The sequence below is a fragment of the Streptomyces lancefieldiae genome (assembly GCF_031845825.1).
Lineage (GTDB): Bacteria > Actinomycetota > Actinomycetes > Streptomycetales > Streptomycetaceae > Streptomyces > Streptomyces lancefieldiae.
In genome coordinates this window covers 181533-207560 of sequence record NZ_JAVRFH010000004.1, presented here as the reverse complement: position 1 = coordinate 207560, position 26028 = coordinate 181533, and the positions used below count along the sequence as shown (strand labels likewise).

The following is a 26028-nucleotide window of genomic DNA, read 5'->3' as shown; positions in this document are numbered from 1 at the left end:
TCACCGCCTTCTCGTCATCCGCACGGCGACGAGCCGGGTCCGCCCGTTTATGGTCAGAAGCTCTCCTGACTCGAACAGGAGTTGCTTTGCGCCCTGGGGAAGCTGGAAGAGGTCGCTCACCCGGCATGCCCTACCACCGACTTGGATGATGTCGCCGCGCAGAACCGTGGCCGCCGTGATCTCGACGTTGGATGCCAGCGCACCCCCAGGGGCCCAGTTGCTCACCGCTTCACCGCCGGTCGCGTGCAATGGTCCGGCGCAGAGTGACAGGAGCAGACGCAAGCCTCGTAGATCACCGGCAGGTCGACCGGTGGCACGGATGGCGACGCTTCCGCACAGGCTGTGTGGGTGCCGACCCGGCATGCGGTCGACAGGTAGGCAACAGCCGCGGTTTCCGAAATGCGGAGCCGTTGACGTGGAGGCATCAGCGAACACCTGCCAGAGCCGAGAACGCCTCAGCCGACAGTCGCGGCGCCACGATCACCGAGCGTTGGCGTGCACGCTTCACCTGCTCCCAGGCCAGCACGTACGGGCGGACGAGCGCGTTGTCCTCGCCCAGGAGCAGGTGAAGGCGGTCGGCGGTGTCCGGCATCCAATCGGGGACGGCCAGCGGTTCTACGGCGAGCGCGGGAGGCGTCGCTACAGCCGTCCGGGACGGCGTTAAGGCTCGGCGGTGCCTGCCCTTGGGAAGGTACCGCGCTCTGGCGAGCGTGACGGCACGGCGGATACGGTTGAGCACGCTGCTCAGCTCCTATCGCTGATAGCTCGGTCCCCCGACATCGCCCGTCGTGGGGGCCGCTTTGCGTACGACCGCCCAAAGGGTGCGGCCGTTCAAGCTGGTGGCGTGAAGCCCGAATCGATCGGCCTCCGCCAGGACTTCCAGGACCTCCCGCCATGACTCGGCGGAGAGCGATTCCGGTACCTCCGCCTCGACCGACGTGCACCGGTCGCGCTCTTCCACGCGTGTGGTGAGCCCGACCGCCGATAACCGGGCAGCGATGGCCTCCGCGCTCACTCGCGAAGCGGGCACAGGGAAGCCTCCGTCACTCGGCGATCACTTTGAGTGAAGCTAGTTAACTAGATTAGAGCTAGTGGACTAGATTTTCCATATGCCTGAGCAGCCGCCCTATCTCCGCATCGCCGACGAGCTACGGCAGCGGATCGCGGAGCACGTGTGGGAACCGGGGGACCGGCTTCCCTCCCGCGCGCAGATCGGCCAGGAGTGCGGCGTAGGCGAGAACGTCGTCCGTAGGGCTCAAGAGCTGCTGATCTCCCAAGGCGTGCTGGAAGGTCGAGCCGGTTCGGGCACCTACGTCGCCGAGCCCCGGCAACGCGTGCGCGTCGTGCGGTCGTCGGCGCGCGAGCAGCCCGAAGGATCTCCGTTCCGGGCGGACATGAAGGCCGTCGGCAAGCAGGGCGACTGGGAGAGCAGGACGGACGCCAAGGTGCCGGCCCCGGCGGAAATCGCCGCCCGGCTCGGGATCGCCGAGGGCGAGCTGTGCGTCCGGACCGCGTACGAGTTCCTGGCCGACGGCAGGCCCGTGCAGCTCTCGACCAGTTGGGAGCCGTACGACCTCACCGCCGGCAGTCTCGTCGTCCTCCCCGAGGGAGGGCCGCACGCCGGGGCAGGCGTCGTGAATCGGATGGCCGCCATCGGGATCACCGTCAGCCATGCCGTCGAGCAGCCCGAGCCCAGGCAGGCGACCGCCGAGGAGGCGTCACTCCTCGGCATTCAGAAGGCCGCGCTCGTCACGCACATCCGGCGGACGTACTACAGCGACCAGGGACGGCCGGTCGAGACTGCGGACATCGTGGTGCCCGCCGCACACTGCGAGATCGTGTACGAGATTCCGATCAGCCGGGCGTAAGTCACTTGCGCTCAAGTGCGGCTCGCACGGCCTCGGTGTCCGTACGTTCAGCCAACGTGGGGCGCTCAGCATCCGTGCCCTCGGCGTCGCTGTCCTCGACGGCGATGAGGTGGGCTGCCTGATCGACGAGCCACGTGCCCTTGTCCCCAGGAACCAGCCGCAGCGCGGTGTGAGAGCTGAAGGGGTCTGGCTGGCCTCGCTTTATGGTCGCCCGCAGTCCGATTCCGGCAGGGTGGGGGCCGAACGATGGAACCTCGACTGCCTCACCAATACTCACCCGGACGTCCGAGTAAGTACGAAGCGGGGGCACATCGTAGATCTCGATGCACTCGGCTACGGTGTCTGCCCCCAGGCTGTGCAGCAGGCGCTTGGTCCCGGCTTCGCAGGCGGCCTCCCAATCTCGATCCGCCTGGGCTTGTTCATACGATCGGGCAGCCTCTATCGCAGCTGCCCGATCCTTAGCGTCTATGCCGTCCGTGTCATCGCAACCAGACAACGGCAGGACCGCCGCCACCAAACACATCCCGGCAGCACGCCGGATCCGAGCAGCCACACCCCGTCCCCCATATCCCATCGGCCCAGCTCGATGTCGTTCGGAGGATTACAGCACAGGGCCAGAGTCCGATGATCCAGACGCGAGACGGCCTTGGCGACCAGGCAGCAGGGCCCTTCAGGTCATGCCCCCAGCCGTGCCCCTTCCGTGCCCGATCGGCCGGGAAACCGCGGGGAACAGCGGTGCTCGGCGGCTAGCGCGCACGGCAACGGCCCCCAACCGTAAATCCTGGTCAGGGGCCGTAACACTGCGGTGGGTGTGGGATTTGAACCCACGGTGACTTGCGCCACGACGGTTTTCAAGACCGTTCCCTTAGGCCGCTCGGGCAACCCACCTCTGCCCCGGCCCACCTGGGGCGGAGCGGGTACAGCGTACCGGGCGCGGGTCCCGCGCGGGGCTCGTGGTCCACACGGGGTCCACTGACTGCTCGCCCTGCGCCTCACGGATCAGCACCGCACCACCGCACGCCGACCTGTCAGGAGGTGAGGATGGAGATGCCGTCTCCGAGCAGTTTCAGCCCGAGGACGAAGAACAGGACGGCCATCACAGCGACATTGTGCTGAGCCGCCCAGTCCTTCCAGTTCCCGAGCGTGGCCCTGGCTCGCTCTCCCCCGAGGAGGAATACACCGAGCGGGACCAGCAGCCCGAGCGTGGCGATCACGACGAAGATCGCCAGCGATGCGATCTGCTGCCCACCCGGAAGGCCGGCCGAGCCGATCGCGGCGCCCGCGGCGATGGTCAGTGGGGCGTTCTTGGCGTTGAGGGCAGCCAGGGCCGTCCCGAGTCCGAGGACCTTGACCGGTGAGAGGCGGTCGATCGCGCCCATCCACTTCGGCAGTTTCGCCTGCAAGGGATCCTTCGGGCGCCGACGCCACTGACGGGCACCGAAGAGGACGAGGAGCACGCCCAGAGCGAGCTTGAGCGCTCCCACCCAGGTGGCCGGGTGCTTGTGTGTGGAGGCACCTGCCGGGGAAGCTATCGCCAGCATCACCGCACCCAGTACCGCGAGTCCCAGGACCCAGCCGACCGTGAAGAGGACGCCGTTGAGACGCCCCCGAGGGGTGGCGAGGATGAGGATGACGGCGATGATCGGGAGAGGGCTGACCGCGACGCCGGCCGCGAAACCCAGCACGTCACCGAGAACTGCGCCCATGATGCCTCCAGCTGGGGTCAGGGTGGCGGTCCGGTCGAGCAGAGGTCCGGCGGAGGCAGGCGCCCCAACCGTACGAGCTGCGTGTCGGGGGTTCTCAAGCGATCCCTCCGCCCGCGGCTACAGCGGAGTGGCTGACCGAAAAGGTGACGCCCCCGTGCCCAGCACACACGCCTCAGCTCCATCTTCATGCACCTGGTTCGATCTGTCCTCGGGGGCATTGGATGGGGGCACCGCCTGGTGCACCCGCGTTGCTCCCAGACCCAAGATGCGGGGGCTGCACATCCGTGGTGAGGATGGAGTGGTGAGGGTGATGGCGCCCCGTGCTTTGGGTGTTTGGTGTCCCTCGCGCCGATCCGTGGCAGGGGAGTACTCGCCATGACTGCAACGGCACAACCATCCCAGTCGGCTCACCCCGAGCGTCCGGGCAGGTCGGACGGGGTGAGCAATGAGTTCACCGTCTTCACCAAGATCAAGTCGGGCCATGCGGATGCCATGCGTGATGATCTCGCCATGCTCGCCGACGCGTCGAATGATGTGAGGGTCCACGCGGCCTTGCGCCAGATCGGCACCCTGCACGACGCAAGGCACGTGATCTTCGATCACGACACCCGGCACATGTTCGCCAGCGTCTTCGACGGCTCCTGGGACGCCTACATCGACGACTTCGCCAAGACGGAAGTCGGGGACCGCTTCGACAAGGTCTTCTCACACACCGAAGGGTTCCCCGGCATCAAAGATCCGGGGGTGAAGGACTGGTTTGTCGCCCACCAGGAGCCCGCGCGCGTATTCGTCAGTTCCTATCCCGAGCTAACCGTCCAGCAGGTCTGGAAGGACCAGCGCGTAAGCGAGGCGTTCCAGGAGGTGCTGGACACCCCCGAGTTCCGCGCCGCCCTGGAGAACCCGGCCAACGCGAAGTTGATGGCCACGCCCGCCTTCCAGAAGCTGCTGGAAGAAGCCTCGGCCTAGGCCTAAGTCCCGGCCGCCGCTGTCCCTCAAACCCGGCCCACTTCGGGCACTGGGGGCTTGCCCGGACAGAGCCCGACGTGGAGGCACAAAGAAGCATGAGCACGGCAGACAGCGGCAGCGCGACCGGTATACGCGTAGAAATCGAGGACGTCCAGAGCGGGGCGCTGCGCCCGCGGCCCGTGCCCTACGAGGGGAAGTTCGTCTTCCTGCGCGTCGACGACCGCCAGGCGGGACGTGCCCTGCTGCGGCGGCTGCTCCCGCTGACCTCCGGCGGCCTGCCGAGCGCAGACCGGAGCGGGGATGCCTGGGTGGCCGTGGCGTTCACCTATCAGGGGCTGCGGGCCCTGGGGGTGCCCCAGGAGTCGCTGGACAGCTTTCCGCGGGCGTTCCGTGAGGGCATGGCCGCTCGGGCGGAGCTGATCGGTGATGTGGGCGAAAACGCCCCAGCCCACTGGGAGGCACCATTCGGGACGGGCGACGTCCACATCGCGCTGAGCGCCCTCTCCTCAGATACGGCGCAACTGGCCCAGGAGCTGGAACGGGCCCGTGTCGCCTTCGAGGAAACCCCGGGTGTCCGGGTGATCTGGCAGCAGGACGTCCACCAGCTTCCGACCGGGCGCACCACCTTCGGCTTCCGGGACGGCATCAGCCATCCGAACATCGAGGGCGTCGGACTGCCCGGCTCCAATCCGCAGGAAGCCCCCATCAAGGCTGGCGAGTTCATCCTCGGCTACCCCGACGAGACTGGCAATCTGCCGCCCATGCCCAGCCCCGATGCGCTGGGACGCAACGGGACCTACGTGGCCGTCCGCAAGATCCACACCAACGTGGCGGCCTGGCGCCGGTACCTGCGCGCCAACAGCTCCAACGCCGAGGAGGAAGCACTGCTGGCGGCCAAGATGGTCGGACGCTGGCCCAGCGGGGCGCCGCTGACGCTGACGCCGGAGCACGACGACCCGGAGCTGGCGGCGGACCCGCAGCGCGTCAACAACTTCCTGTACCGGGAGCACGACGACCGCGGCCTGCGCTGCCCCGCCGGCGCGCACATCCGCCGGAACAACCCGCGCGACGCCACCATCGTCGGCGACGCACGGATGCACCGGATCATCCGCCGTGGCACCACCTACGGTCCGCCGTTGCCCGAGGGCGTGTTGGAGGACGATGGTGCCGACCGGGGATTGGTGGGAGTCTTCATCGGGGCCCATTTGGAACGGCAGTTTGAGTTCATCAAGTCCGAATGGGTCAACGACGGCAATTTCATCGGCTATCCCGGTGAGCAGGACCCGGTGGCCGGACATCACGACGGAACCGGCAGCGTCACCATCCCCGACAAGCCGGTCCGGCGCCGCCTGCGCAACCTGCCCAGCTTCGTGGTCACCCGCGGCGGCGAGTACTGCTTCGTGCCGGGTCTGCGGGCCCTGCGCTGGCTCACCGAACTGGAGGCCTGACGGTCATTCCGACCCGCTCAGCCCCAGCACGGTCTTCGAGAAGAGGTCGACGTCATGGCAGCACAGTTCGTCCGCTACACGCCGGACGTCGAAGACGACGATCCGGACTTCGACCAGCACGTGCAGACGGTGATCGAGAAGACCGAGAACTACATCAACGAGTCCGTTGAAGCCGGTGGCACCGGGCAGGCCCTGCGCGATGCCCACGCCAAAGGATACGGACTGATCCGCGGGGAAGTGGAGATCCTGGACAGGCTGCCCCCCGAGTACGCCCAGGGCATCTACGCGACGCCGGGCACTCACGAGGCGCTCATCCGCTTCTCCAACGGCTCGCCGCACGCCGGAGCCGACGCGCGGCTGGGCGCCGCCACCGGGCTGGCGCTGAAGATGTTCGACATCCCCGGCCCGACCCTGCTGGAAGACGAACCGGACACCGGTACGTTCGACTACGCCAACATCAACGGACCGATCTTCTTCTGCAACACGGTCGAGCACTACCTCTTCATCCAGGAACTGTTCCTGAACGCGCCTGCCTACTTCTCCCAGGGACGACCCGGCGCACATCGCTTCTTCACCGAGTTCGTGACGGGCAAGGGGACACTGGACCAGGACGACTGGGCGTGGGACGAGTTCCTGGCCTTCCTCCGCTTGTCGAAGACCCCTCCCGCGAACCTGCTGCTGTCGAGCTACTGGACCATGGGCGCAGTCCGGCACGGCGACTACATCGCCAAGGTGCGCATCACCCCCGCCGCGGACTGTGCCGCCGCGGTGGTCCGCCGCGCCATCGACCCGTCCTCCGCGCAGGAGGTCTTCCGACCAGCTCTCCAGGCCGAGTTGCAGGAGCGGCCCTACACCTTCGACATCCAGATCCAGCTCTGCACCGACCTGAAACGCATGCCGGTGGAGGACACCACCGTGGAGTGGCCCGAGCAACTCTCACCGTCCGTCACCGTGGCCAAGCTGCGGCTCCCCCGGCAGGACATCTCCGGCCCGGAGAACCTCGCGAAGATGGACTCACTGTCCTTCACCCCTTGGCGGGTCACCGCCCAGCACGCCCCCCTCGGCAACATCATGCGGGCCCGCAAAGAGGTCTACCGGCGCTCCTCCATCCAACGCCACAAACTCAACGAGCAACCGCGCACAGAGCCGCGCAGCGCCGACGAGGCACTCGGCGTCGACACTTCCTGACCTGGACCGCCGACGCCTCACAACAGGGGGGCGCGCTGATGCTGGAAGAAGCCGAAGAGATCGGCAACCGCGTACGTCGCGCCCGGCTCCGCCTGGGCAAGACTCAGGCCGACCTCGCTGCGGCCCTGGGCAAGACGCAGGGCTGGGTGTCGAAGATGGAACGCGGACTCATGTCCCGCCCCGGGTCAGTCGTCGCCGGTCTTGGAGCCCAGGGTGAGCTCGGCCGTGTGGTCCTTGCCGCCGCGCTCGTAGGTGACCGTGACCTTGTCGCCGGGCTTGTGGGTCCAGATCTCGCCGATCAGGGTGGGGCCGCTGTCGATCACGCGGTCGTCGAGCTTGGTGATGAGGTCGCCGGGCTTGAGGCCCGCGTCGGCCGCGGGGCCGCCCGGCTCGACGGGCTCGGAACCGCTGACGCCCTGCTCGGTGATCTTGGCGCCGTTCGTCGTCTCCTCGAGCGACACGGAGGCACCGATCTTGGCGTACACCGGCTTGCCGTCCTTGATCAGCTGCTGGGCGACGAACTCGGCCTGGTTGATCGGGATGGCGAAGCCCAGGCCGATCGAGCCCGCCTGACCGGCCTCGCCGCCGAAGCCGCCGTTGCTCGTGGACTGGATCGCGGAGTTGATCCCGATGACGTTGCCCTGGGCGTCCAGCAGCGGGCCGCCGGAGTTGCCCGGGTTGATCGACGCGTCGGTCTGCAGGGCGCTCATGTAGGACGCCTTGCTGGTCGCGCTGCCGTCGCTGGAGGCCACGGGGCGGTTCTTGGCGCTGATGATTCCCGTGGTCACCGTGTTGGACAGACCGAAGGGGGCGCCGATGGCGATCGTGGAGTCGCCGACCACCACCTTGTCGGAGTCGCCGAGGGGCAGCGGGTTCAGGTCCGACGGGGCGTTCTCGAGTTTGATGACCGCGACGTCGTAGCCCTGGGCGTGGCCCACCACCTCGGCGTCGTACTTCTTGCCGTCGGGGAAGGTCGCGCTGAGCTTGCCGCCGTCGACCGCCTCCGCCACCACGTGGTTGTTGGTGACGATGTGGCCCTGCTTGTCGAAGACGAATCCGGTGCCGGTGCCGCCCTCGCCGTTGCTGCCCTCCGCCTGGATGGTGACCGTGCTGGGCAGCGCCTTGGCGGCCACACCGGCGACCGTGCCCGCGACCCGCTTGACGGAGCCGCCGGTGTCCGAGGCGGAGACCGTCGTGGAGCCGGTCTCGTCGTTGTTCTTGGCCAGGGTGTAGCCGAGGCCGCCGCCCAGACCGCCCGCGACCAGCGCGGCGATCAGGAGCCCGGCGACCACACCGCCGCGGCCCCGGCCCGGCTTCGGAGCGGGCTGCTGGTACGAGGAGCCCCAGCCGCCGGAGCCGTCCCCGTCTCCGCCTCCACCTCCGCCGTACGAGGGAGTCGCCGGCGGGGGCGGTGGCGGCCAGGAGGCGTCGGGGGCGGCCGTTCCGTACTGGGGGACCGGGTGGGGGCTGTGGGCAGGTGGCCGGAAACCGTCGTGCGCCTCCGGGCCGACGGGCGCGGAGGACGACGACTGGTCGGCCGGTGCGGCGGACGGGGTCTGGCCGGCCTGCCCGGAAGACGGCGGCTGGTCGGCCGGGGCGGGGGACGGCGGCTGGTCCGGGTGCGGCGCGGCCGACTGGGCGGAGGCTGCGGGAGATTCCACCGGCACGGGAGGTGCGGACGGGGCCGGGGGTACCGCGGTGCCCTCGTTCTCGGTGCTCACGACTTCTCTCCTCGTTCCACAGCTGTTTCTCGGTCACACTGGTCGCGCTCAGTCACGCTCACGCGCGCTGCTCCACGGTCCGGCGCGATGCAGGTGCATGTGTTCTCGTATGCCATCAGCTTTTCCCACGGGCCGTCAGAGCACCATAAGCGGTTGCTGTGGGTTCACGATCGGCCTTTACATGGGTCATCCAAGACTAAACGGACGTCCGTCGATGACTCCGCCGGCACATCCACCCGCCCGCGGTGGCACCATGACGCGGTGACCCACGCACGACAGCACCGGATCCAGGTCGTCGCCCACCGCGGTGCCTCGGAAGAGGCTCCCGAGCACACCCTGGCCGCGTATCGGAAGGCGATCGAGGACGGGGCGGACGCCCTCGAGTGCGATGTCCGCCTGACCGCCGACGGCCACCTCGTCTGCGTTCACGACTGGCGCGTCAACCGTACGTCCAACGGCCGCGGCGCGGTCTCGGCGCTGGAGCTCGCCGACCTGGCCGCGCTGGACTTCGGCGCCCGGAGGACCCGGGAGTTCTGGCGCACGCGCGACGAGCAGCCCGACTGGGAGCATCGGCCCGAGGACCGGGAGGAGACCTCCGTCCTGACCCTGGAGCGACTGCTCCAGCTGGTGTCCGACGCGGGGCGGCGGGTGGAGCTGGCCATCGAGACCAAGCACCCCACGCGCTGGGCGGGGCAGGTGGAGGAGCGGCTGCTGGTGCTGCTGAAGCGGTTCGGCCTCGACGCCCCGGCCTCGGCCGCCGAGTCCCCGGTGCGTGTGATGAGCTTCTCGGCCCGCTCGCTGCACCGGGTGCGGGCCGCGTCGCCGACCCTGCCGACGGTCTATCTGATGCAGTTCGTCTCGCCCCGGCTGCGTGACGGGCGGCTGCCCGCCGGTGTCCGGATCGCGGGCCCCTCGATCCGGATCGTGCGGAACCACCCCGCCTACATCGAACGCCTCAAGCGGGCCGGTCACCAGGTGCACGTGTGGACGGTGAACGAGACCGCCGACGTGGATCTCTGCGCCGATCTGGGTGTCGACGCCGTCATCACCAACCGGCCGCGTGCGGTACTGGACCACCTTGGCCGCTGATTCGTCCGCACATCTCGTCCCGGCGGCCCATGGGCGGCCCATGTACGGCCCCTTCCGGTCACGACCACACCGGTGAGATCCAGCCACACGATTACGGGGAGTGCTCCGGCGCGTTCACGGTGTGTCCGGTCGTGTCGAATGCGTCACTGGGCGGGTACCGGCCGGTTTCCGGCTCAGGTCAGAGGGGCATCCACTCCGTGGCGTGGGGCGAAGGAGGTCTCGGGGGTGGCGTTGGTGGTGGCACAGGAGGTGCCCACGTCGTCGAGCATGGCCGTTCCTCATGGCCCTGCGGGCGTGGGGGAAGCAAGGCACCGGATGCGGGAGCAGTTGCGCCGGGGCGGTGTGGCGGAATCGGTCATCGACGACGCCGTACTGGTCCTTTCGGAACTCTTGAGCAATGCGTGCAAGCACGGCCGTCCGCTGGGCGACGCCCTGGCCGGCGACGGCGACGTCCGCGCCGCGTGGGAGGTGGACGCGGGTGGCCGGCTCGTCGTGGAGGTCACGGACGGCGGCGGCCCGACCCGCCCGTCCCCGGCGACCCCTTCGGTCACCGCGCGCGGCGGCCGCGGGCTGAACATCATCACCGCCCTCTCCGACGACTGGGGCGTACGGGACGACGCGTGCGGTGAGGTCACGGTCTGGGCCGTCGTCCACGACGACGTGCACGACGCGGCCGCAGGGCACCGGCGCGACGACTTCGCCGCCCGGATCGCGGCGCCCGCGGTGTCGGAGATCCCCGGCCTGGACTTCGCGGACGCGTTCGACGAACTGGGCTGACCGGCGGTCCTCGCACGGGGAAGCGGGGCACGTTGTCCACGGGCGGCCGGTCGTCCACAGACCGCCCGTGTCCACAGGCGCCCCGCCGTCCACAGGATCCCGTCGGGCGGCGCGTGAACGGCTAGGCTCGCGCCGTACGAAATGAGCCGCAACCGGGAGACACCCACGATGGCCAAGAAGCGACCCCAGACGAAGGCCAAGCGGCCGCAGCCCACCGATGGTGCCCGCGCCGCAGGCGCTGACGGGCACTTTCCGGTCGTCGGCGCCCGCGAACCCTGCCCCTGTGGCAGCGGCCGCCGGTACAAGGCCTGCCACGGCCGGGCCGCCGCGCAGGCCACGACCGCGCTGGTGCAGCGCCCGTTCGAGGGGCTGCCCGGCGAATGCGACTGGGTGGCCCTGCGCGAGCTGGTGCCGGCGGCCACGGTCGAGCTGACCCTGAAGGACGGCCTGCCCGAGGGCGTCCCCTCGGTCACGCTGGCCACGGTGCTGCCGATGGCCTGGCCGGCGCTGCGCCGCGACGACGGCTCGGTCCTCCTCGGCCTGCAGAACGACACGGCGTCGGGCGACATCAGCCGCGACCTCGCGGACACCCTCCAGCGGGCCCTGACCGCCTCGCCGGGCACCCCGGTGCAGGGCCGCCGCGCGCCGGCCGACGGACTGCGCCTGCAGGACCTGCTCGCCCCCGACGGGGCGTTCGAGCCGGTGGTGCACGCGGGCTTCGAGTTCTGGGTCCCGGACCCGGAGAACGCCACGCCGGAGGTGACCGCCTCCCTGGAGCGGGCCAACGCCGCGGCCATCCCGACCGTCCGACTGCAGGGCCTGGACGCCGCCTACTGGTGCGAGACGCCGGAGAAGAACCACCTGCGCTGGGTCATGCCGCACGAGGAGGAGCGGCTTCTGGACGCTCTCGCGCGGCTGCACGCGGCGGGCCGGTCGAGCCTCGGCGAGGGCACCCGCCTCGTCGGCTCCTTCCGCGCTCACGGACTCACCGTCCCGGTGTGGGACCTGCCGAGCGCGGTCACCGCGCAGGACGTCGAGAAGCCGGCGGCCGAGTTCGCCGAGCGCCTCGCCGAGGCCCTGGCCTCGGACGCTCCGCTCACGCCGGACGAGCGCCGGGCACGCGGTGGCCTGACCAACCGACAGGTGACGCTCAGCTGACGCACATCCCCGGGACCCGGCCCGGCCGACCGACCCGGCAGCCGGACCCCCGGTCAGGAAGCGGGTGACTCCGGTCACAACTCCCGGCAAGGACAAGCCAGTCGATGACCGGAAAACAGGAGATCGAATTTGCTAACCGCCGATCTCTTGTTACCGTTCGAGTAGCCCGGTTGCTGGTGCATCCCCCGTCGCCAGCAACCGGGCCTTTCCATGCGCCCGGCCGCACACGCACCGCAGTCGCCCGTCAACTGCCTGTTTCCGCAGGTGAGTTGCGTCCGATGTCGCCGTTGTTCCGTGCTCTGCCCCCGCTGCTCCGGTCGTTCTCGCCCCTCCCGTCGCCCGCGTCGCTCCTGTCGGCCCGTCTCGCTTCCGGTTCGCAGCAGCAGCGGCCCGTGCCCGGCCCGGGCGCGCGAACTCCGCGACCGCGGTGTGGGCCACCGATTCGCCAAGGGTGTCCCCCGGGGTGTCTCGCAGGTGTCCGGCGCGTCCTCGGGCGCCCACGGCGCAGCGCATCCGCACGGTGCGCCCGTCGGGCCCCCTGAGGCTCGACACGGATTCCAGTGGGTGGCCGGTCGCGTCGCGATAGTAGGTCCGCGCCCAGCTCTCCGCCCCCTGGGCCAGGACACAGGTCCGCGCCTCGATGCCCCCGGGCGAGGTGAGCGCGGGACCGCAGCGCACGGCGGTGGCCGCGCCGGCGGGCAGCGGGGAACGGACCGGCGCGGCTGCGGCCGGGGGGCGGTCGCCCCTTCCGGCGCCTTGCCGTCACCGTCCCGCGAGGGGAGGCGCACGGCCCGGGCGTCCGGCTGCCCGGCCCACGGGGGCCCGGCGGACGCCCCGGCGAACGGCAGCAGGACCGCGCACACCACGACGCCGACGAACCCGTACGAACGGACCCGCCGACGATCCGACCCGCCGCGGCGCGACCCTGCGGAGTACCGCCGCGCGGCACGGTGCGGCCCCGCGACACGGTGCGGCCCCGCGGCACGGCTCTCCCCAGCATGAAGCGGCATGGGCGGACGACAACGACCCGGGCGGCCGCGGACTTCCGCGCGCGCCTCGCGCGCTCCTACAACTCGGGTGCGCTCACACCTGTACGAGTGAGGGCGTCGACCACCGCGTCCACCACGGCCTCCACGTCGGGTACCCAGGGCGAGGCGGAGCCGGGCAGCGGTGCCCGCTCCCAACGGACGGCGCCCCGGCCGGTCTCGGACGGGGGCAACGCGAGATAGCCGCCCTCGCCGTGGAAGCGCAGGGAGCCGGGGACGAAGTCCTTGGCGTAGAGAAGCTCGCCCAGTTGCTCCATGGAGTACGGCTTGACCAGCAGCGACCAGCGGGTGGGCGAGGCGACGACGGGGCCGAGCCGCAGACCGGCGCGGTCGAGCGCGGTCAGGGCGCGGGCGGCCGGCAGGGCGGGCAGGGATACGGCGCACGGGGCGCTGCCCCCGGTGGCCAGAACGATGGGGGCGGTGGGCCGGTTGGTCCACCACCAGCGCACCATGCGGGCGTCGGTGGTGGCCGCGAGGAGGCCGGGGTCGAAGGGGTGCGCGCCGGGCACCGTGCACTCCGGGTCCGGGCAGCCGCAGCGCGACCGCGCCCGCGGATCCGCCGCCGCGCCCGGGAGTACGGGCCACTGCCATCGCGTCGCGTAGGTCAGGGCCGCGCCGATCAGCTCAGGCCGCCCGTCGTCGTGCTGGGACAAGAGCCTGCGTCGCCTTCCGAGGATCTCGCGCATGAGCGCTCGTTCCTTTCCGTTGCACGCCTGGCAACACCGTGGTCACATCACACCATGTGGCAATCTCTTCGCTGTGCGTAGCTGGTGGCGCATCACACCCCTGCCAGGGGCCACCCGCCGAGGGCAGGGCTGACCCCTGTGGGTCGAGCACTGACTGCGTCCGCGGCGGTTCCGTCCACACTGCTTCCCTCACCAGCATGGGCGTGGCGCGGGGGTGGCGAAGTCTGGCGTTTTGCCGTCCCGCGTATTTCTGTCCGCCTCCGCCACGGGAGGATGGGGCACGGTCGTCGGTGGATAGGACGCCCGGGTCCGCCGCCAGGTTCCGGGCGGCCCCCAACCACCCCTGGTCTTCACCGAGTACGTACCCATCACGACCGCTGTGACGCTCCGTAAAGCACCCCCAGTCGACCGCAACAAGGCGTCCTCCAGGGCAGTTTCAAGCCAATTTTACTTTTCCGCAAGGGGTCGGGAAGGAGATCACTCAGGCCTCACAGACACCAGGAATCCCCGCAGGACAATGCTGGACATCTCCTTACGAGTGCGTGTACATGTGGAGACACTGCTAGCGGCGCAGAATGACATGGGGGTTTGCGATGCTTTTGAGCAGTAAGCGCCGGTCGGAAAGCCGGACGCCATGAACGCCCCGCACCCTGCGAAAGTGGCCGGAATCGATTCAACGGTTCCGTCTCCCGCACACACTGTCGCGTCCGCCGCCCCGGGTACCTCCCCGGTCACCGCACCGCAGGCCACGGACGCCCCGCCCGCACCCGGCGCCCCCGGCACCCTGCTCCAGGACCGGCTCGCCGGCTGGGTGTCGGACCTCACGACCCTGCACGAACTGACCGAGCGCCTGGTCCATACGGACTCGCTGGCCGAAGGACTCCAGGAACTGCTGCGCGCCGGAGCCGCCCTGGTGGGCGCCCGGCGCGGACTCGTCGTGCTGGAACCGGCCGACGGACTCGGCCCGGACACCACCATCGGCCTCGGGCTGGCCCGTGCCGACCTCGGCCACATCGAGACCGTGCCCCGCAGCTCCCTGTCGTACGGGCGGATTCTGGACGGACTCCCGGTCGGCGACGGCGGGATCGCCGAACCCGACCTGCTCGCCGAGAAGGGGCTCGACCCCCGCCACCGCGAGGTCGCCGCCCGCCTCGGCTACGCCGCCAGCTACACGCTCCCCCTGTCCGCCGAGGGCACCGGCCGGCTGGGAGCCGCCGCATGGCTCTACGACGAGCCCGCCGAACCGGGTGAGCGGCAGCGCCACCTCGCCGGGCTGTACCTCCGGTACGCCGCCGCGCACCTGGCCCGGCTCCTGGAAGCCGATCGCACGCGCGCGTGCATGGCGACGATGGCCGAGGAACTGCTGCCCTCCCGTCTGCCACGGGTGCCCGGCGTGCAGCTCGCCTCCCGGCACCGGAGCGGTCCGCGTGGCGGCGGCGACTGGTACGACGCGCTGCCTCTGCCGGACGCCGCGCTCGGCCTCGCCGTCGGATCCGTCACCGGGTCCGGGCCCGGCGCGGTCGCCGCGATGGGACGACTGCGCGCGTCCCTGCGGGCGTACGCCGTGATGGAGGGCGAGGACCCGGTCGCCGTCCTGTCCGACCTGGAGCTGCTGCTGCGGCTCACCGAGCCCGCCCGCTCGGCCACCGCCCTGTTCGGCTACTGCGAACCCGCGCTGCGCCGGATCACGCTGGCCGGTGCCGGGCACAGTCCGCCGCTGCTGATCGGGGAGCGGCGCACGGAGTTCGTCGAGACGTCCGTCTCCGCGCCGCTCGGCATGCTCGCCTGCTGGGAGGCGCCGAGCGTGGAGCTCCAGGCAGAACCCGGAGAGACGGTTCTGCTGTACACCGACGGGCTGCTGCAGCGCACCGGCGACCCGGCCGACCGCGCCTTCGCCCGGCTGCACGCGGCGGCGGCCGGGGTGCCCCGGGCGGTTCGCCACGACCCGGACGCCGTCGCGGACCACGTCCTGCGCACCGTACTGCCGGACGGAAAGGCGGAGGCGGACTCCGAGGACGACGTGGTTCTGCTGGCGGTCCGGTTCGAATAACGGACAGTTACGTCCGGGGTGTCACGAATAACGGACGGTAGTACTCCCATGTAACAGGCCCTTCGCCCCTGGGCCCCCTTCCGTACGACCGTACGATGGGGGGTGGTCCAGTGCCGTATCTAGGAGGATGACCGTGGCGGAGGAGCTCAACCCGGCAGTATCCGACCCTGCTGCTGACGCAGCGGACCCGGAGGAGACCGAGGAGCCGGTCAAGCAGCGCAAGAACGGCCTGTACCCGGGCGTGTCCGACGAGCTGGCCGAGAACATGAAGTCGGGCTGGGCCGACACGGAGCTGCGCGACCTGGAGCCGATCCCCCAGGCCGCGGAGACCGCCGCCCGTCGCGCCGCGCTGTCCGCCCGCTTCCCGGGCGAGCGCCTCGTCATCCCCTCGGGCAACCTGAAGACCCGCTCCAACGACACGGAGTACGCCTTCCGCTCGTCGGTCGAGTACGCGTACCTCACCGGTAACCAGACCGAGGACGGCGTCCTGGTCCTGGAGCCCACCGCCGACGGCCACCAGGCCACCATCTACCTCCTGCCGCGCTCCGACCGCGAGAACGGCGAGTTCTGGCTCAACGGCCAGGGCGAGCTGTGGGTCGGCCGCCGCCACTCCCTCACCGAGGCCGAGAAGCTGTACGGCATCCCCGCCTCCGACGTGCGCAAGCTGCCCGACGCGCTGCGCGAGGCCACCGGCCCGGTGCGCGTCGTGCGCGGCTACGACGCCGGCATCGAGGCGGCGCTGACCGACAAGGTCACCGCCGAGCGTGACGAGGAGCTGCGCGTCTTCCTGTCCGAGGCCCGTCTGGTCAAGGACGACTTCGAGATCGGCGAGCTGCAGAAGGCCGTCGACTCCACCGTGCGCGGCTTCGAGGACGTCGTGAAGGTCCTCGACAAGGCCGAGGCGACCAGCGAGCGCTACATCGAGGGCACGTTCTTCCTCCGCGCGCGCGTGGAGGGCAACGACGTCGGCTACGGCTCCATCTGCGCCGCCGGCCCGCACGCCTGCACCCTGCACTGGGTGCGCAACGACGGCCCGGTCCGCTCCGGCGACCTGCTGCTGCTCGACGCGGGCGTGGAGACGCACACCTACTACACGGCGGACGTCACGCGCACGCTGCCGATCAACGGCCGCTACAGCGAGCTCCAGAAGAAGATCTACGACGCCGTCTACGAGGCCCAGGAGGCCGGCATCGCGGCGGTGAAGCCGGGCGCCAAGTACCGCGACTTCCACGACGCGTCCCAGCGCGTGCTGGCCGAGCGGCTCGTCGAGTGGGGCCTGGTCGAGGGCCCCGTGGAGCGGGTGCTGGAGCTGGGCCTGCAGCGCCGCTGGACGCTGCACGGCACCGGGCACATGCTCGGCATGGACGTCCACGACTGCGCCGCCGCGCGCGTGGAGTCCTACGTCGACGGGACGCTGGAGCCCGGCATGGTGCTCACCGTCGAGCCCGGCCTGTACTTCCAGGCCGACGACCTGACCGTGCCCGAGGAGTACCGGGGCATCGGCGTCCGCATCGAGGACGACATCCTCGTCACCGACGACGGCAACCGGAACCTCTCCGCCGGACTGCCGCGCCGGTCGGACGAGGTCGAGGAGTGGATGGCCGCGCTGAAGGACTGACCTGACCTTCGGCTCGACGGCCGGGTACCGCACGACGGGGTACCCGGCCGTCGACGTGTCCGGGGCCGGCCGAGTGGCCCACGAGGACGCGGGGGGGGGGACACGGGTCGAGGAACAAGCCGCCGTCAGACCGCCACCAGCGGAGCGTCCTCACGCCACTTGAGGATCTTGTCGAAGCTCACCACGGCACCCGCACGGCCCGGCGTACTGCCGATGTGGACGTGGTCGGCGAGTTCCCGGATGAGGCACAGGCCGCGGCCGTGCTCTGCGTCGGCGGCCACCGGGCCCACCGTGCCTCCCGGCCGGCCGGGAGCGGCCACCGGAAACCCGGGCCCCGTGTCGGCTACCTCGATACGGCAGCGCTCACCGTCGAGGTAGGCCGTGACGCGGTACGCCTGGGAGGCGTTGCCGGGTTCGTCCTCCCCGCCGTGCTCCACGGCGTTGGCACACGCCTCGCTCAGCGCGACGGACAGGTCGAAGGAGATCTCCGGGTCGACGCCCGCGGTCTCCATGGTGCCGATCAGCAGGCGGCGGGCCAGGTGCACGCTCGCAGCCTCGCGCCGCAAATGGAGTGACCACCAGATGCTCATGCTCCAGCCTCCCGGCCGCGGCTCGACATACCGTTACGTATTGCCCCCGGTATCCGTCCGTAAGCGCGGCGTCCGCGTGAGACTGCCCATACGGCGGATGCGTCCGTCCCGCCGAACGATGTATGTGGGACAACTCGCACCAGACAGTGACTTTACGGCCCTCAACCGGTCGTACGGCATGTTGCGGACCTGCCGTACGCGGTGGGGGACGCCAGTGCGATGATGAGCCCGCCATGACTGCCCCCCACCTGCCTACGGCGCGCTCCGGGAACGACCTCCGGATCCTGCGGGCCGCGGTGTTCGCCGCGGTCTGCGTCGTGCTGGCCGCGGCGGGGCACACGCTCGCCTCCTGCGCCACCATTCCGCTGTGGTCGCTGGGCGCGGGATTCCTCGGGGCGGTCGTGGTCGCCGCGCCCCTCGCCGGACGCGAGCGTTCACTGCCCGGCATCGCGGTGCTGCTCACCGTCGGCCAGACCGCGCTGCACACGCTCTTCGGGCTCGGGCAGCACGGCGCCACGGCGGTCACGTCGCCCGGTACGGCCGTCACGTCCACCGGCGGGACGGGGCCGCTGTCCGACGCCTCACTGGTCCAGCAGGCCGCACGGCTGGTGTGCGGCACCACCGCGGCGGCGATCAGCCCGGCCCAGGCCCAGCGCATCCTCACCGACGCGCGGATCGCCCCGGCCGCCGGCGGCCACTCCGGCGCGACACACCACCCCGCCGACGCCCTCTCCACCGCCGCCGGTTCCTCGGCCTCACTGCTGCCGTCCCTGTCGATGCTGCTCGGCCACGTCCTCGCCGCCCTCGCCGCCGGCTGGCTGCTGCGACGCGGGGACCTGGCCCTGGCCCGGCTCGTCGAACTCTCGGCGCACTCCGCCCACGCGGTGGCCGAGGGAGCCCTCGTCCGCGCCCTGCGCGCCGCGCTCTCCCTGGTCCACGCCCTGCACGCCGGGCTCGCCGGCGCACCAGGAACGGGACCGCGCCTGCCGCACACCGCCCTTCGGGTGCCGTCGCGGCCCCGCACCACCGAACTCCAGCACACGGTGATCAGACGCGGCCCACCGAACGACGCGTTCGCCCTCGCCGCCTGACACGACGGACCACCACCCCGCTTCCGACCCATCGGCCGGAGTCCGGAGGGGCCGCTGTCCGGCGGCACGCGCGCGTGCGCATCCCTCCTCCCACTCATCACCGGCTCGCACCGGTCACCCACTCGAAGCGGAGTGCTCTGTCATGAAGGCTTCTCGTATCGCCGCCGTCGGCGCCGTCTCCGGCATCGCCGTCCTCACCCTGTCCGCCCCCGCCTTCGCGCACGTCAGCGTGCAACCGGAGGGCACGGCCACCAAGGGCGGCTACGCGGTCGTCGACTTCAAGGTCCCCAACGAACGCGACAACGCCTCCACCACCAAGCTGGAGGTCAACTTCCCCGCCGACCACCCGCTGGCGTCCGTGCTGCCGCAGCCGGTCCCCGGCTGGAAGGCAGTGGTCACCAAGTCCACGCTGGACAAGCCGCTGGAGTCGCACGGCAAGCAGCTCACCGAGGTCGTCAGCAAGGTGACCTGGACCGCCGACGGCGAGGGCGTCAAGCCCGGCTTCTTCCAGAAGTTCCCGGTCTCCGTCGGCGCTCTGCCCGAGGACGCCGACGAGCTGGTGTTCAAGGCGATCCAGACGTACGACAACAAGGAGGTCGTGCGCTGGATCGAGGTGCCGCAGGAGGGCCAGGAGGAGCCCGAGAACCCGGCACCCGTACTGGAACTGGCAACCGCCGAGGGCGACTCCCACGGCTCGTCGGACGCGAAGGCCGGGGGCGACGCCGAATCGGCCGCCCAGAACACCGCCGCCGACGCCTCCGCCGACTCCGGCTCCGGCTCCGGCTCCGGCTCCGGCTCCGGCGACAGCAGCGACACCACCGCCCGTGTCCTCGGCATCGTCGGCATCGTCGTCGGCGCCGCTGGCGTCGCGTACGGCGTACTGGCCGGCCGCCGCCGCGGCTCCGGGGCGGCGGCGTAACCACCACCGCGCGGGTGCGTCGTCGAAGCGACGGCGACGCACCCGCCCATCGGTGCGCACCGGGCACCCCGTCCTCCCGACGGACCCCGGTGCGCACCACAGCACCTCACATCTGGGACATTTTTCTATGCGCAAGAAGACGTTCGCCGCGGCCGCACTGCTCGCCGCCGCCTCCCTCACCCTGTCCGCCTGTGGCAGCGGCGCCGACAGCGACAAGCCCGTCACCATCGTCTCCGAGGACACCAGCCGACAGGCCGCCACCGTCCTCGACAAGCCCTTCGAGAAGCCGGACCTGGTCCTCACCGACGCCCAGGGCAAGGAGTACGACCTCCGCGAGCAGACCGCCGGCAAGCCCACCCTGATCTACTTCGGCTACACGCACTGCCCCGACGTCTGCCCACTGACCATGAACAACATCGCCGTGGCCAAGAAGCAGCTGCCCCAGGCCGACCAGGACAAGCTGCGCGTCGTGTTCGTCACCACGGACCCGGAACGCGACACCCCGGCCGCGCTCAGCACGTGGCTCAAGGGCATCGACCCGCAGATCGTCGGCCTGACCGGTGACTTCGACACCGTCCAGGCCGGCGCCCGCACCCTCGGCATCTCCATCGAGCCGTCGACCAAGGACAAGAACGGCAAGATCGTCTCGAACCACGGCACCCAGGTCGTGGCCTTCTCCCCGAAGACCGACGCGGGTTACGTCCTCTACAACGAGGAGACCACCGTCGACGACTACACCAAGGACCTCCCCAAGCTCGTCAAGGGGGAGAACCCGTGAGAGGCCGCCCCGCTCTCGCCGCCCTGACGGTGGTCGGCGCCCTGGCCGTCGCGGGCTGTGGCGACTCCGACCCGGCCTCCTCGACCGCCGAACTCACCGTCGACGCCGCCTACATACCGCAGCCGGTCTCCGCCGCGATGGCGGCCGGATTCCTCACCATCACCAACAACGGCGACGCCAAGGACGAACTGACCTCCGTCACGAGCGAAGCCGGTGACGTCACCGTCCACGAGACCGTCGACGGAACGATGAAGGAGGTCGACCGCCTCCCCGTCCCCGCCCACGGTCAACTCGTGTTCAAAAGCGGCGGCAACCACCTGATGTTCGAGAAGCTGAAGCAGCGGCCCGAGCAAGGACAGACGGTCTCCGTCGCACTGCACTTCGCGCACTCCGACCCCGTCACGGTCGACATGCCCGTGAAGGCGGCCACCTACCGGCCCACCACCGAACACTCCGGACACTGAGGGAGGGACCACCTTGACGCAGACCACCGCTCCACGCGTCCGGACCCTGGTGCTGCTGCTCCTGGCCGCGGCCTGCGCACTGCTCGCCGGCGCCGGGCCGGCCTCCGCGCACGCCGCGCTGACCGGCAGCGACCCCCAGCAGGGGGCGGTGGTCGACAAGGCTCCGGCCCAGGTGTCGCTCACCTTCTCCGAGTCGGTCTCCCTGGACGACGACTCGCTGCGCGTCCTCGACCCCAAGGGCAAGCGCGTCGACGACGGCAAGCCGTCCGGCACGGGCGGCACGACCTACGCCGTGAAACTGCACGCGGGGCTGCCCGACGGCACGTACACGGTGACCTACCAGGTCGTGTCCGCCGACAGCCATCCCGTCGCCGGCGCCTACACCTTCTCCATCGGCGCCCCTTCCGACACCTCCGTCTCCGTCGACGGCCAGGAGGCGGGTGGCGGAGTCGTCGGCTGGCTCTACGGTGCCGGGCGGTACGTGTCGTACGCCGGGTTCATCGTGCTGGTCGGCGGCGCCGCCTTCGTCCTCGCCTGCTGGCCGCGCGGCTCCGGGGTACGGGCGGTGCAACGGCTCGTCGTCTCCGGATGGCTCGCACTCACCGCCGCCACCCTCCTGCTGCTTCTGCTGCGCGGCTCCTACACCGGGTCCGGGAAGCTCGGCGACGTCTTCGACCTGAACCTGCTCGGGGAGGTGCTGCAGACCAAGCCGGGCGCGTCGCTGGTCTCCCGGCTGCTGCTGCTCGCGGCGGCCGCGCTGTTCATCGCCGTGCTCTTCGGCGCCTACGACAAACGGGAGGACGAGGAGAAGCGGGACCTCACCTTCGGGCTCGCGATCGGCGGAACTGTCGTGGCGGCGGGCCTCGCCGCGACCTGGGCGATGTCCGAGCACGCCTCCGTAGGCCTCCAGGCCGGCCTCGCCATGCCGGTCGACGTCGTCCACCTGCTCGCCGTCGCGTCCTGGCTCGGGGGGCTCACGGCCCTGGTCGTCGCCCTGTACCGGGCGCCCGCGGACACACCGGTCCCCGCCACCGCCGCACGCCGGTTCTCACGCGTCGCCTTCGGCAGCGTCGTCACGCTGGTCGTGACCGGCACCTACCAGTCCTGGCGCCAGCTCGGCTCCTGGACGGCGTTCACCGACACCCGGTACGGACAGCTGCTGCTCCTCAAGATCGGGCTCGTGGTGGTACTGGTCGGCATCGCCTACTTCTCGCGACGATGGACGGCACAGCTGGCGGAGACGGGGCGCACCGTGGTCCGTCAGCACGAGAAGGAGCCGGTCGGCGCGTCCACCGGCCGACAGCCCGAGACGATGAAGGGGACCAAGGGCTCCGAGGGGTCTGAGGGGGCCGAGGGGGCCGAGAGGGCCGAGAGGTCTGAAGCGGCGGCCGGTAAGGCGAAGGCCTCCGCCAAGCCGACCGGTACGGCGAAGGGCGGCTCCGGGGACACCCGGCGTGCCGCCCAGCTCGCCCGGCAGCGCGCGGCCGTGGACGCGGCCCGGCAGAAGCGACAGCGGGACGCCGACCCCCACCGCTTCGGACTGCGCCGCTCCGTGCTCGCGGAGGCGAGCGTCGCCGTCGTCCTCCTCGTCATCACCACCCTCCTCACCCAGACCGAGCCCGGCCGCACCGAGGAGGAGGCCAAGAACGCCACCCCGCCCTCCGCCGCCTCGGCCACACCGTCCTCCGGGACGGTGACCCTGGACATCCCGTTCGACACCGGCAGCCAGAACGGCAAGGGCCTCGTACGGGTGGAGCTCGACCCCGCGCGAGTGGGCGCCAACGACCTGCACCTCTACATCGAGAGCCCGGACGGCAACGCCCTCGACATCCCCGAGGTGAAGGTCGCCTTCACCCTCAAGGCCAAGGACATCGGGCCGCTGCCCGTCGTCCCCGACCACATCACCACCGGGCACTGGTCCGCGGGCGGAGTACAGATCCCGATGGCCGGCGACTGGGAGGTCGCCGTAACCGTACGGACCTCCGACATCGACCAGGTGACCGTCTCCAAGAACGCGCAGATCGGCTGAACCGCACCATGGCTGAACAGTCCCTCCCGAAGGCCGACGCCCTCAAGGCGCCCCACGGGACGCCCCCCGGGCCCGGCCCGCTCGACTCCGAGGGCACCGCCGCACGCGAAGGCATCTCGCGGCGGCGGCTGATAGGCACCGCCGGTGCCACGGGGCTCGTGCTCGGTGCCGCGGGCGGCGCCGCGGGGTATGCCGCCGCTCCCTCCTCCGCGGCCACACCCCTCACCTCGCTGGGCAGCGGGCAGGCAATGTTTCACGGGAAACATCAGCCCGGCATCACCACGCCGATGCAGGCCCGTGGCCACCTCGTCGCCTTCGACCTCACGGCGGGCGCCGGCCGCAAGGAGGCCGCCGCGCTGCTGCGCCGCTGGTCCGACACCGCCCGGCGGCTGATGGCGGGCGAGCCGGCCGGATCCCGTGACACGGGCGTGGCCCGGGACGCGGGGCCGTCGTCCCTGACCGTCACCTTCGGCTTCGGGCACAGCTTCTTCACCCGCACCGGCCTGGACAAGCAGCGCCCGGTGGCACTGGACCCGCTGCCCGACTTCTCTTCCGACCACCTCGACAAGAACCGCAGCAACGGCGACCTGTGGGTGCAGATCGGCGCCGACGACGCCCTGGTGGCCTTCCATGCCCTGCGCGCGATCCAGCAGGACGCCGGATCGGCCGCCCGCGTCCGCTGGCAGATGAACGGCTTCAACCGCTCGCCGGGCGCCACCGCCCAGCCCATGACGGCCCGCAACCTCATGGGCCAGGTCGACGGCACCCGCAACCCGAAGCCCGCCGACGCCGACTTCGACAAGCGGATCTTCGTGCCCACATCGGTGACGAAGGACCCCGCGTGGATGGCGAACGGTTCGTACGTCGTCGTACGCCGCATCCGCATGCTCCTCGACGACTGGGAGCAGCTCTCGGCCAAGGCCCAGGAGGACGTCATCGGACGCCGCAAGTCCGACGGCGCCCCGTTGTCCGGGGGCACCGAGACGACCGAGATGGACCTGGAGAAGACGGACGCGTCCGGGAACCTGGTCGTCCCGATCAACGCCCACGCCCGGATCACCCGGCCCGACCAGAACGGCGGCGCGGCCATGCTCCGCCGACCCTTCTCGTACCACGACGGCTTCGACGAGGACGGTGTTCCGGACGCGGGCCTGCTCTTCATCTGCTGGCAGGCCGACCCGCTGCGCGGCTTCGTGCCGGTGCAGCGCAAGCTGGACCGGGGCGACGCGCTGTCCCCGTTCGTCCGGCACGAGGCCAGCGGTCTGTTCGCGGTGCCGGGCGGGGCGGCGGAAGGGGAGTACGTGGGGCAGCGACTGCTGGAGGGGTGACTCGTCGCCCTGTGGAAGTAGTGGGCCGTGCACGCATGCGCCACGTTCGGCACGGCCTGCGAGAAGGCCATTAGGGTGAGCTCATGCCAGCCAGTTACGCGTATCTCGGCCCTGAGGGCACCTTCACCGAAGTCGCCCTGCGCACGCTTCCGGAGACGGCGACCCGGGAGCTGGTCCCGTACGTCTCCGTCCAGTCCGCGCTCGACGCGGTGCGCACCGGCGAGGCCGAGGCCGCGTTCGTGCCGATCGAGAACTCGGTCGAGGGCGGCATCACCACCACCCTCGACGAGCTGGTCGCCGGTCAGCCACTGATGATCTACCGCGAGGTGCTGCTCTCCATCACCTTCGCGCTGCTGGCGCGCCCCGGCACCAGGCTGGCGGACATCAAGACGGTCACCGCCCACCCGGCGGCCCAGCCCCAGGTGCGCAACTGGCTCAAGGCGCACCTTCCGGAGGCCGCCTGGGAGTCGGCGGCCTCCAACGCGGACGGCGCCCGCCTGGTGCAGGAGGGCCGGTACGACGCGGCCTTCGCCGGCGAGTTCGCCGCCGCCCGCTACGGACTGGAGGTCCTGGAGGCCGACATCCACGACGCGGCGAACGCCCAGACGCGCTTCGTGTTGGTGGGCCGCCCCGCCCGGCCCGCCGCACCGACCGGCGCGGACAAGACGTCCGTCGTGCTCTGGCAGCGCGACGACCACCCCGGCGGCCTGCGTGACCTGCTGGGCGAGTTCGCCACCCGGGGCATCAACCTGATGCTGCTGCAGTCCCGGCCCACCGGTGCCGGCATCGGCAACTACTGCTTCTGCATCGACGCGGAGGGACACATCTCCGACCGCCGGGTCGCCGATGCCCTGATGGGCCTGAAACGGTCGTGCCTCCAGGTGCGGTACCTCGGGTCGTACCCGCGCGCCGAGGTCGAACCGGCGGACGTGGGCGCACTACGGCCGGGCACCTCGGACGAGGAGTTCGCGGCGGCGGCGGACTGGGTGGCGCGCTGCCAGGACGGCCGGTTCTGACGGGCGGCTGGCGGCCGGCTTCTGGAAGCCTGCCAACGGCCGGAATCGGCCAGTCGTGCCTGCTGATTTTTGCTGTCCTGTTGTCCACAGGCATGGTCCGAGTTATCCACAGGTCCGCTTCTCGACCTGGGGACAAGTCGACAACGAAGCACCATTCAGTCGACAAACCAGCCCACAGGCCCTCACTTCGCCCACAGAACCCCAGGTCACCCTTCGTTCACCTGTTTCTCACCCCTCCATCCTCCAGAGTGACGCGAGTGCAACGTTTCCACTCGAAAGGGAGGACGTGGAGGGTTTGAACGCCGAATGAGGAATGCGCACGCCCGAGGCCCATCGAAGTCCACAGATTTTTCGCACAGCCTGTGGATAACTTTCCCGGGCTGTGGATCTCGGCGGACAGCAGTGCGCTCAAGTCCCGTTCCCCACAACGAAATCCAGTCAACCTGCCACCCGCCCGCTGCCTCGTTCCAGGGACCGGGACGGATGTTGATT

24 protein-coding genes, 1 tRNA gene and 1 pseudogene are annotated in these 26028 nt (G+C 70.7%); 17 read left to right on the top strand and 9 right to left on the bottom strand.

What is annotated here, in order from left to right; all coding sequences use genetic code 11:
* The 3 genes from RM812_RS05985 to RM812_RS05975 all read right to left on the bottom strand — a co-directional run bounded on the left by RM812_RS05985 (position 1) and on the right by RM812_RS05975 (position 1030).
* Complete coding sequence (locus RM812_RS05985) at positions 1-225, bottom strand: hypothetical protein (protein WP_053637609.1); 225 nt, start codon at positions 223-225, stop codon at positions 1-3.
* Positions 226-424: 199 nt separating this feature from the next.
* Positions 425-739, bottom strand: coding sequence for a hypothetical protein (locus tag RM812_RS05980; protein WP_311571334.1), 315 nt, complete (start codon positions 737-739; stop codon positions 425-427).
* Positions 740-751: 12 nt separating this feature from the next.
* On the bottom strand, positions 752-1030 hold the full coding sequence (locus tag RM812_RS05975; protein ID WP_121712652.1) for a hypothetical protein: 279 nt from the start codon (positions 1028-1030) through the stop codon (positions 752-754).
* Positions 1031-1109: 79 nt separating this feature from the next.
* On the opposite strand from RM812_RS05975, the gene RM812_RS05970 reads away from it, so the two are divergent.
* Positions 1110-1868: a GntR family transcriptional regulator gene (locus RM812_RS05970; protein WP_311571333.1), complete on the top strand. Its 759-nt coding sequence runs from the start codon at positions 1110-1112 to the stop codon at positions 1866-1868.
* A gap of 1 nt (position 1869) precedes the next feature.
* Here the strand turns inward: RM812_RS05970 and RM812_RS05965 are convergent, their stop codons facing one another.
* From RM812_RS05965 to RM812_RS05955, 3 genes are all read right to left on the bottom strand, one after another.
* Positions 1870-2382, bottom strand: coding sequence for a hypothetical protein (locus RM812_RS05965; RefSeq protein ID WP_311571332.1), 513 nt, complete (start codon positions 2380-2382; stop codon positions 1870-1872).
* Between the two features lie 289 nt (positions 2383-2671).
* Positions 2672-2756: transfer RNA gene (locus RM812_RS05960), tRNA-Ser, on the bottom strand.
* 140 nt (positions 2757-2896) lie between these two features.
* Positions 2897-3574, bottom strand: coding sequence for a GAP family protein (locus RM812_RS05955; protein WP_311571331.1), 678 nt, complete (start codon positions 3572-3574; stop codon positions 2897-2899).
* Positions 3575-4012: 438 nt separating this feature from the next.
* Between RM812_RS05955 and RM812_RS05950 the strand changes: the two genes are divergently transcribed.
* The 4 genes and pseudogenes from RM812_RS05950 to RM812_RS43015 form a co-directional block, all read left to right on the top strand.
* On the top strand, positions 4013-4540 hold the full coding sequence (locus RM812_RS05950) for a hypothetical protein (RefSeq protein WP_311571330.1): 528 nt from the start codon (positions 4013-4015) through the stop codon (positions 4538-4540).
* 95 nt (positions 4541-4635) lie between these two features.
* Positions 4636-5988 carry a Dyp-type peroxidase gene (locus RM812_RS05945; protein ID WP_311571329.1) on the top strand — a complete coding sequence of 451 codons (1353 nt, stop codon included), beginning with the start codon at positions 4636-4638 and terminating at the stop codon, positions 5986-5988.
* A 54-nt stretch (positions 5989-6042) separates the two neighbouring features.
* A complete protein-coding gene (locus RM812_RS05940) occupies positions 6043-7176 on the top strand; it encodes a catalase family protein (protein ID WP_311571328.1) in 1134 nt (377 codons plus the stop codon).
* A gap of 38 nt (positions 7177-7214) precedes the next feature.
* Positions 7215-7346, top strand: a pseudogene (locus RM812_RS43015) (helix-turn-helix domain-containing protein); the annotation flags it as partial.
* Between the two features lie 15 nt (positions 7347-7361).
* On the opposite strand, the gene RM812_RS05935 reads toward RM812_RS43015, so the two are convergent.
* The gene (locus tag RM812_RS05935) at positions 7362-8897 is read right to left on the bottom strand and encodes a S1C family serine protease (RefSeq protein ID WP_311571327.1); all 1536 of its coding nucleotides are present in this window, start codon (positions 8895-8897) and stop codon (positions 7362-7364) included.
* 261 nt (positions 8898-9158) lie between these two features.
* Between RM812_RS05935 and RM812_RS05930 the strand changes: the two genes are divergently transcribed.
* The 3 genes from RM812_RS05930 (at position 9159) to RM812_RS05920 (ending at position 11921) form a co-directional block, all read left to right on the top strand.
* The gene (locus RM812_RS05930; RefSeq protein WP_311571326.1) at positions 9159-9986 is read left to right on the top strand and encodes a glycerophosphodiester phosphodiesterase; all 828 of its coding nucleotides are present in this window, start codon (positions 9159-9161) and stop codon (positions 9984-9986) included.
* A 225-nt stretch (positions 9987-10211) separates the two neighbouring features.
* Positions 10212-10763 carry an ATP-binding protein gene (locus RM812_RS05925; RefSeq protein ID WP_311571325.1) on the top strand — a complete coding sequence of 184 codons (552 nt, stop codon included), beginning with the start codon at positions 10212-10214 and terminating at the stop codon, positions 10761-10763.
* Between the two features lie 168 nt (positions 10764-10931).
* The gene (locus RM812_RS05920) at positions 10932-11921 is read left to right on the top strand and encodes a DUF5926 family protein (RefSeq protein ID WP_311571324.1); all 990 of its coding nucleotides are present in this window, start codon (positions 10932-10934) and stop codon (positions 11919-11921) included.
* Between the two features lie 1066 nt (positions 11922-12987).
* Here RM812_RS05920 and RM812_RS05915 read toward each other — a convergent pair.
* The gene (locus RM812_RS05915) at positions 12988-13653 is read right to left on the bottom strand and encodes a bifunctional DNA primase/polymerase (RefSeq protein ID WP_311571323.1); all 666 of its coding nucleotides are present in this window, start codon (positions 13651-13653) and stop codon (positions 12988-12990) included.
* Positions 13654-14287: 634 nt separating this feature from the next.
* Here RM812_RS05915 and RM812_RS05910 point away from each other — a divergent pair.
* Complete coding sequence (locus RM812_RS05910) at positions 14288-15703, top strand: PP2C family protein-serine/threonine phosphatase (RefSeq protein ID WP_311571322.1); 1416 nt, start codon at positions 14288-14290, stop codon at positions 15701-15703.
* Positions 15704-15836: 133 nt separating this feature from the next.
* Positions 15837-17321, top strand: coding sequence for an aminopeptidase P family protein (locus RM812_RS05905; RefSeq protein WP_311571321.1), 1485 nt, complete (start codon positions 15837-15839; stop codon positions 17319-17321).
* A gap of 125 nt (positions 17322-17446) precedes the next feature.
* Here the strand turns inward: RM812_RS05905 and RM812_RS05900 are convergent, their stop codons facing one another.
* Entirely contained in the window at positions 17447-17911 is a 465-nt protein-coding gene (locus tag RM812_RS05900; protein WP_311571320.1) for an ATP-binding protein, read from the bottom strand.
* Positions 17912-18144: 233 nt separating this feature from the next.
* Between RM812_RS05900 and RM812_RS05895 the strand changes: the two genes are divergently transcribed.
* From RM812_RS05895 to pheA, 7 genes are all read left to right on the top strand, one after another.
* Positions 18145-19002: a hypothetical protein gene (locus tag RM812_RS05895; protein WP_311571319.1), complete on the top strand. Its 858-nt coding sequence runs from the start codon at positions 18145-18147 to the stop codon at positions 19000-19002.
* 142 nt (positions 19003-19144) lie between these two features.
* Entirely contained in the window at positions 19145-19921 is a 777-nt protein-coding gene (locus RM812_RS05890; RefSeq protein WP_311571318.1) for a YcnI family copper-binding membrane protein, read from the top strand.
* 127 nt (positions 19922-20048) lie between these two features.
* Positions 20049-20699 carry an SCO family protein gene (locus tag RM812_RS05885; protein ID WP_311571317.1) on the top strand — a complete coding sequence of 217 codons (651 nt, stop codon included), beginning with the start codon at positions 20049-20051 and terminating at the stop codon, positions 20697-20699.
* A complete protein-coding gene (locus tag RM812_RS05880; RefSeq protein ID WP_311571316.1) occupies positions 20696-21163 on the top strand; it encodes a copper chaperone PCu(A)C in 468 nt (155 codons plus the stop codon). Before RM812_RS05885 ends, RM812_RS05880 begins: the two co-directional genes overlap by 4 nt.
* A 13-nt stretch (positions 21164-21176) precedes the next feature.
* Positions 21177-23192 carry a copper resistance CopC/CopD family protein gene (locus RM812_RS05875; RefSeq protein ID WP_311571315.1) on the top strand — a complete coding sequence of 672 codons (2016 nt, stop codon included), beginning with the start codon at positions 21177-21179 and terminating at the stop codon, positions 23190-23192.
* An 8-nt stretch (positions 23193-23200) separates the two neighbouring features.
* Entirely contained in the window at positions 23201-24520 is a 1320-nt protein-coding gene (gene efeB, locus RM812_RS05870) for an iron uptake transporter deferrochelatase/peroxidase subunit (protein WP_311571314.1), read from the top strand.
* A gap of 83 nt (positions 24521-24603) precedes the next feature.
* Positions 24604-25536 carry a prephenate dehydratase gene (gene pheA, locus RM812_RS05865; protein WP_311571313.1) on the top strand — a complete coding sequence of 311 codons (933 nt, stop codon included), beginning with the start codon at positions 24604-24606 and terminating at the stop codon, positions 25534-25536.
* Positions 25537-26028: the final 492 nt, after the last annotated feature.

Coding starts and splice junctions, on each gene's coding strand:
- RM812_RS05885 (WP_311571317.1), top strand. CDS start 20,049: ATGCGCAAGAAGACGTTCGCCGCGGCCGCACTGCTCGCCGCCGCCTCC.
- RM812_RS05970 (WP_311571333.1), top strand. CDS start 1,110: ATGCCTGAGCAGCCGCCCTATCTCCGCATCGCCGACGAGCTACGGCAG.
- RM812_RS05915 (WP_311571323.1), bottom strand. CDS start 13,653: ATGCGCGAGATCCTCGGAAGGCGACGCAGGCTCTTGTCCCAGCACGAC.
- RM812_RS05895 (WP_311571319.1), top strand. CDS start 18,145: ATGACTGCCCCCCACCTGCCTACGGCGCGCTCCGGGAACGACCTCCGG.
- RM812_RS05890 (WP_311571318.1), top strand. CDS start 19,145: ATGAAGGCTTCTCGTATCGCCGCCGTCGGCGCCGTCTCCGGCATCGCC.
- RM812_RS05900 (WP_311571320.1), bottom strand. CDS start 17,911: ATGAGCATCTGGTGGTCACTCCATTTGCGGCGCGAGGCTGCGAGCGTG.
- RM812_RS05945 (WP_311571329.1), top strand. CDS start 4,636: ATGAGCACGGCAGACAGCGGCAGCGCGACCGGTATACGCGTAGAAATC.
- RM812_RS05955 (WP_311571331.1), bottom strand. CDS start 3,574: ATGGGCGCAGTTCTCGGTGACGTGCTGGGTTTCGCGGCCGGCGTCGCG.
- efeB (WP_311571314.1), top strand. CDS start 23,201: ATGGCTGAACAGTCCCTCCCGAAGGCCGACGCCCTCAAGGCGCCCCAC.
- RM812_RS05940 (WP_311571328.1), top strand. CDS start 6,043: ATGGCAGCACAGTTCGTCCGCTACACGCCGGACGTCGAAGACGACGAT.
- RM812_RS05910 (WP_311571322.1), top strand. CDS start 14,288: ATGAACGCCCCGCACCCTGCGAAAGTGGCCGGAATCGATTCAACGGTT.
- RM812_RS05920 (WP_311571324.1), top strand. CDS start 10,932: ATGGCCAAGAAGCGACCCCAGACGAAGGCCAAGCGGCCGCAGCCCACC.
- pheA (WP_311571313.1), top strand. CDS start 24,604: ATGCCAGCCAGTTACGCGTATCTCGGCCCTGAGGGCACCTTCACCGAA.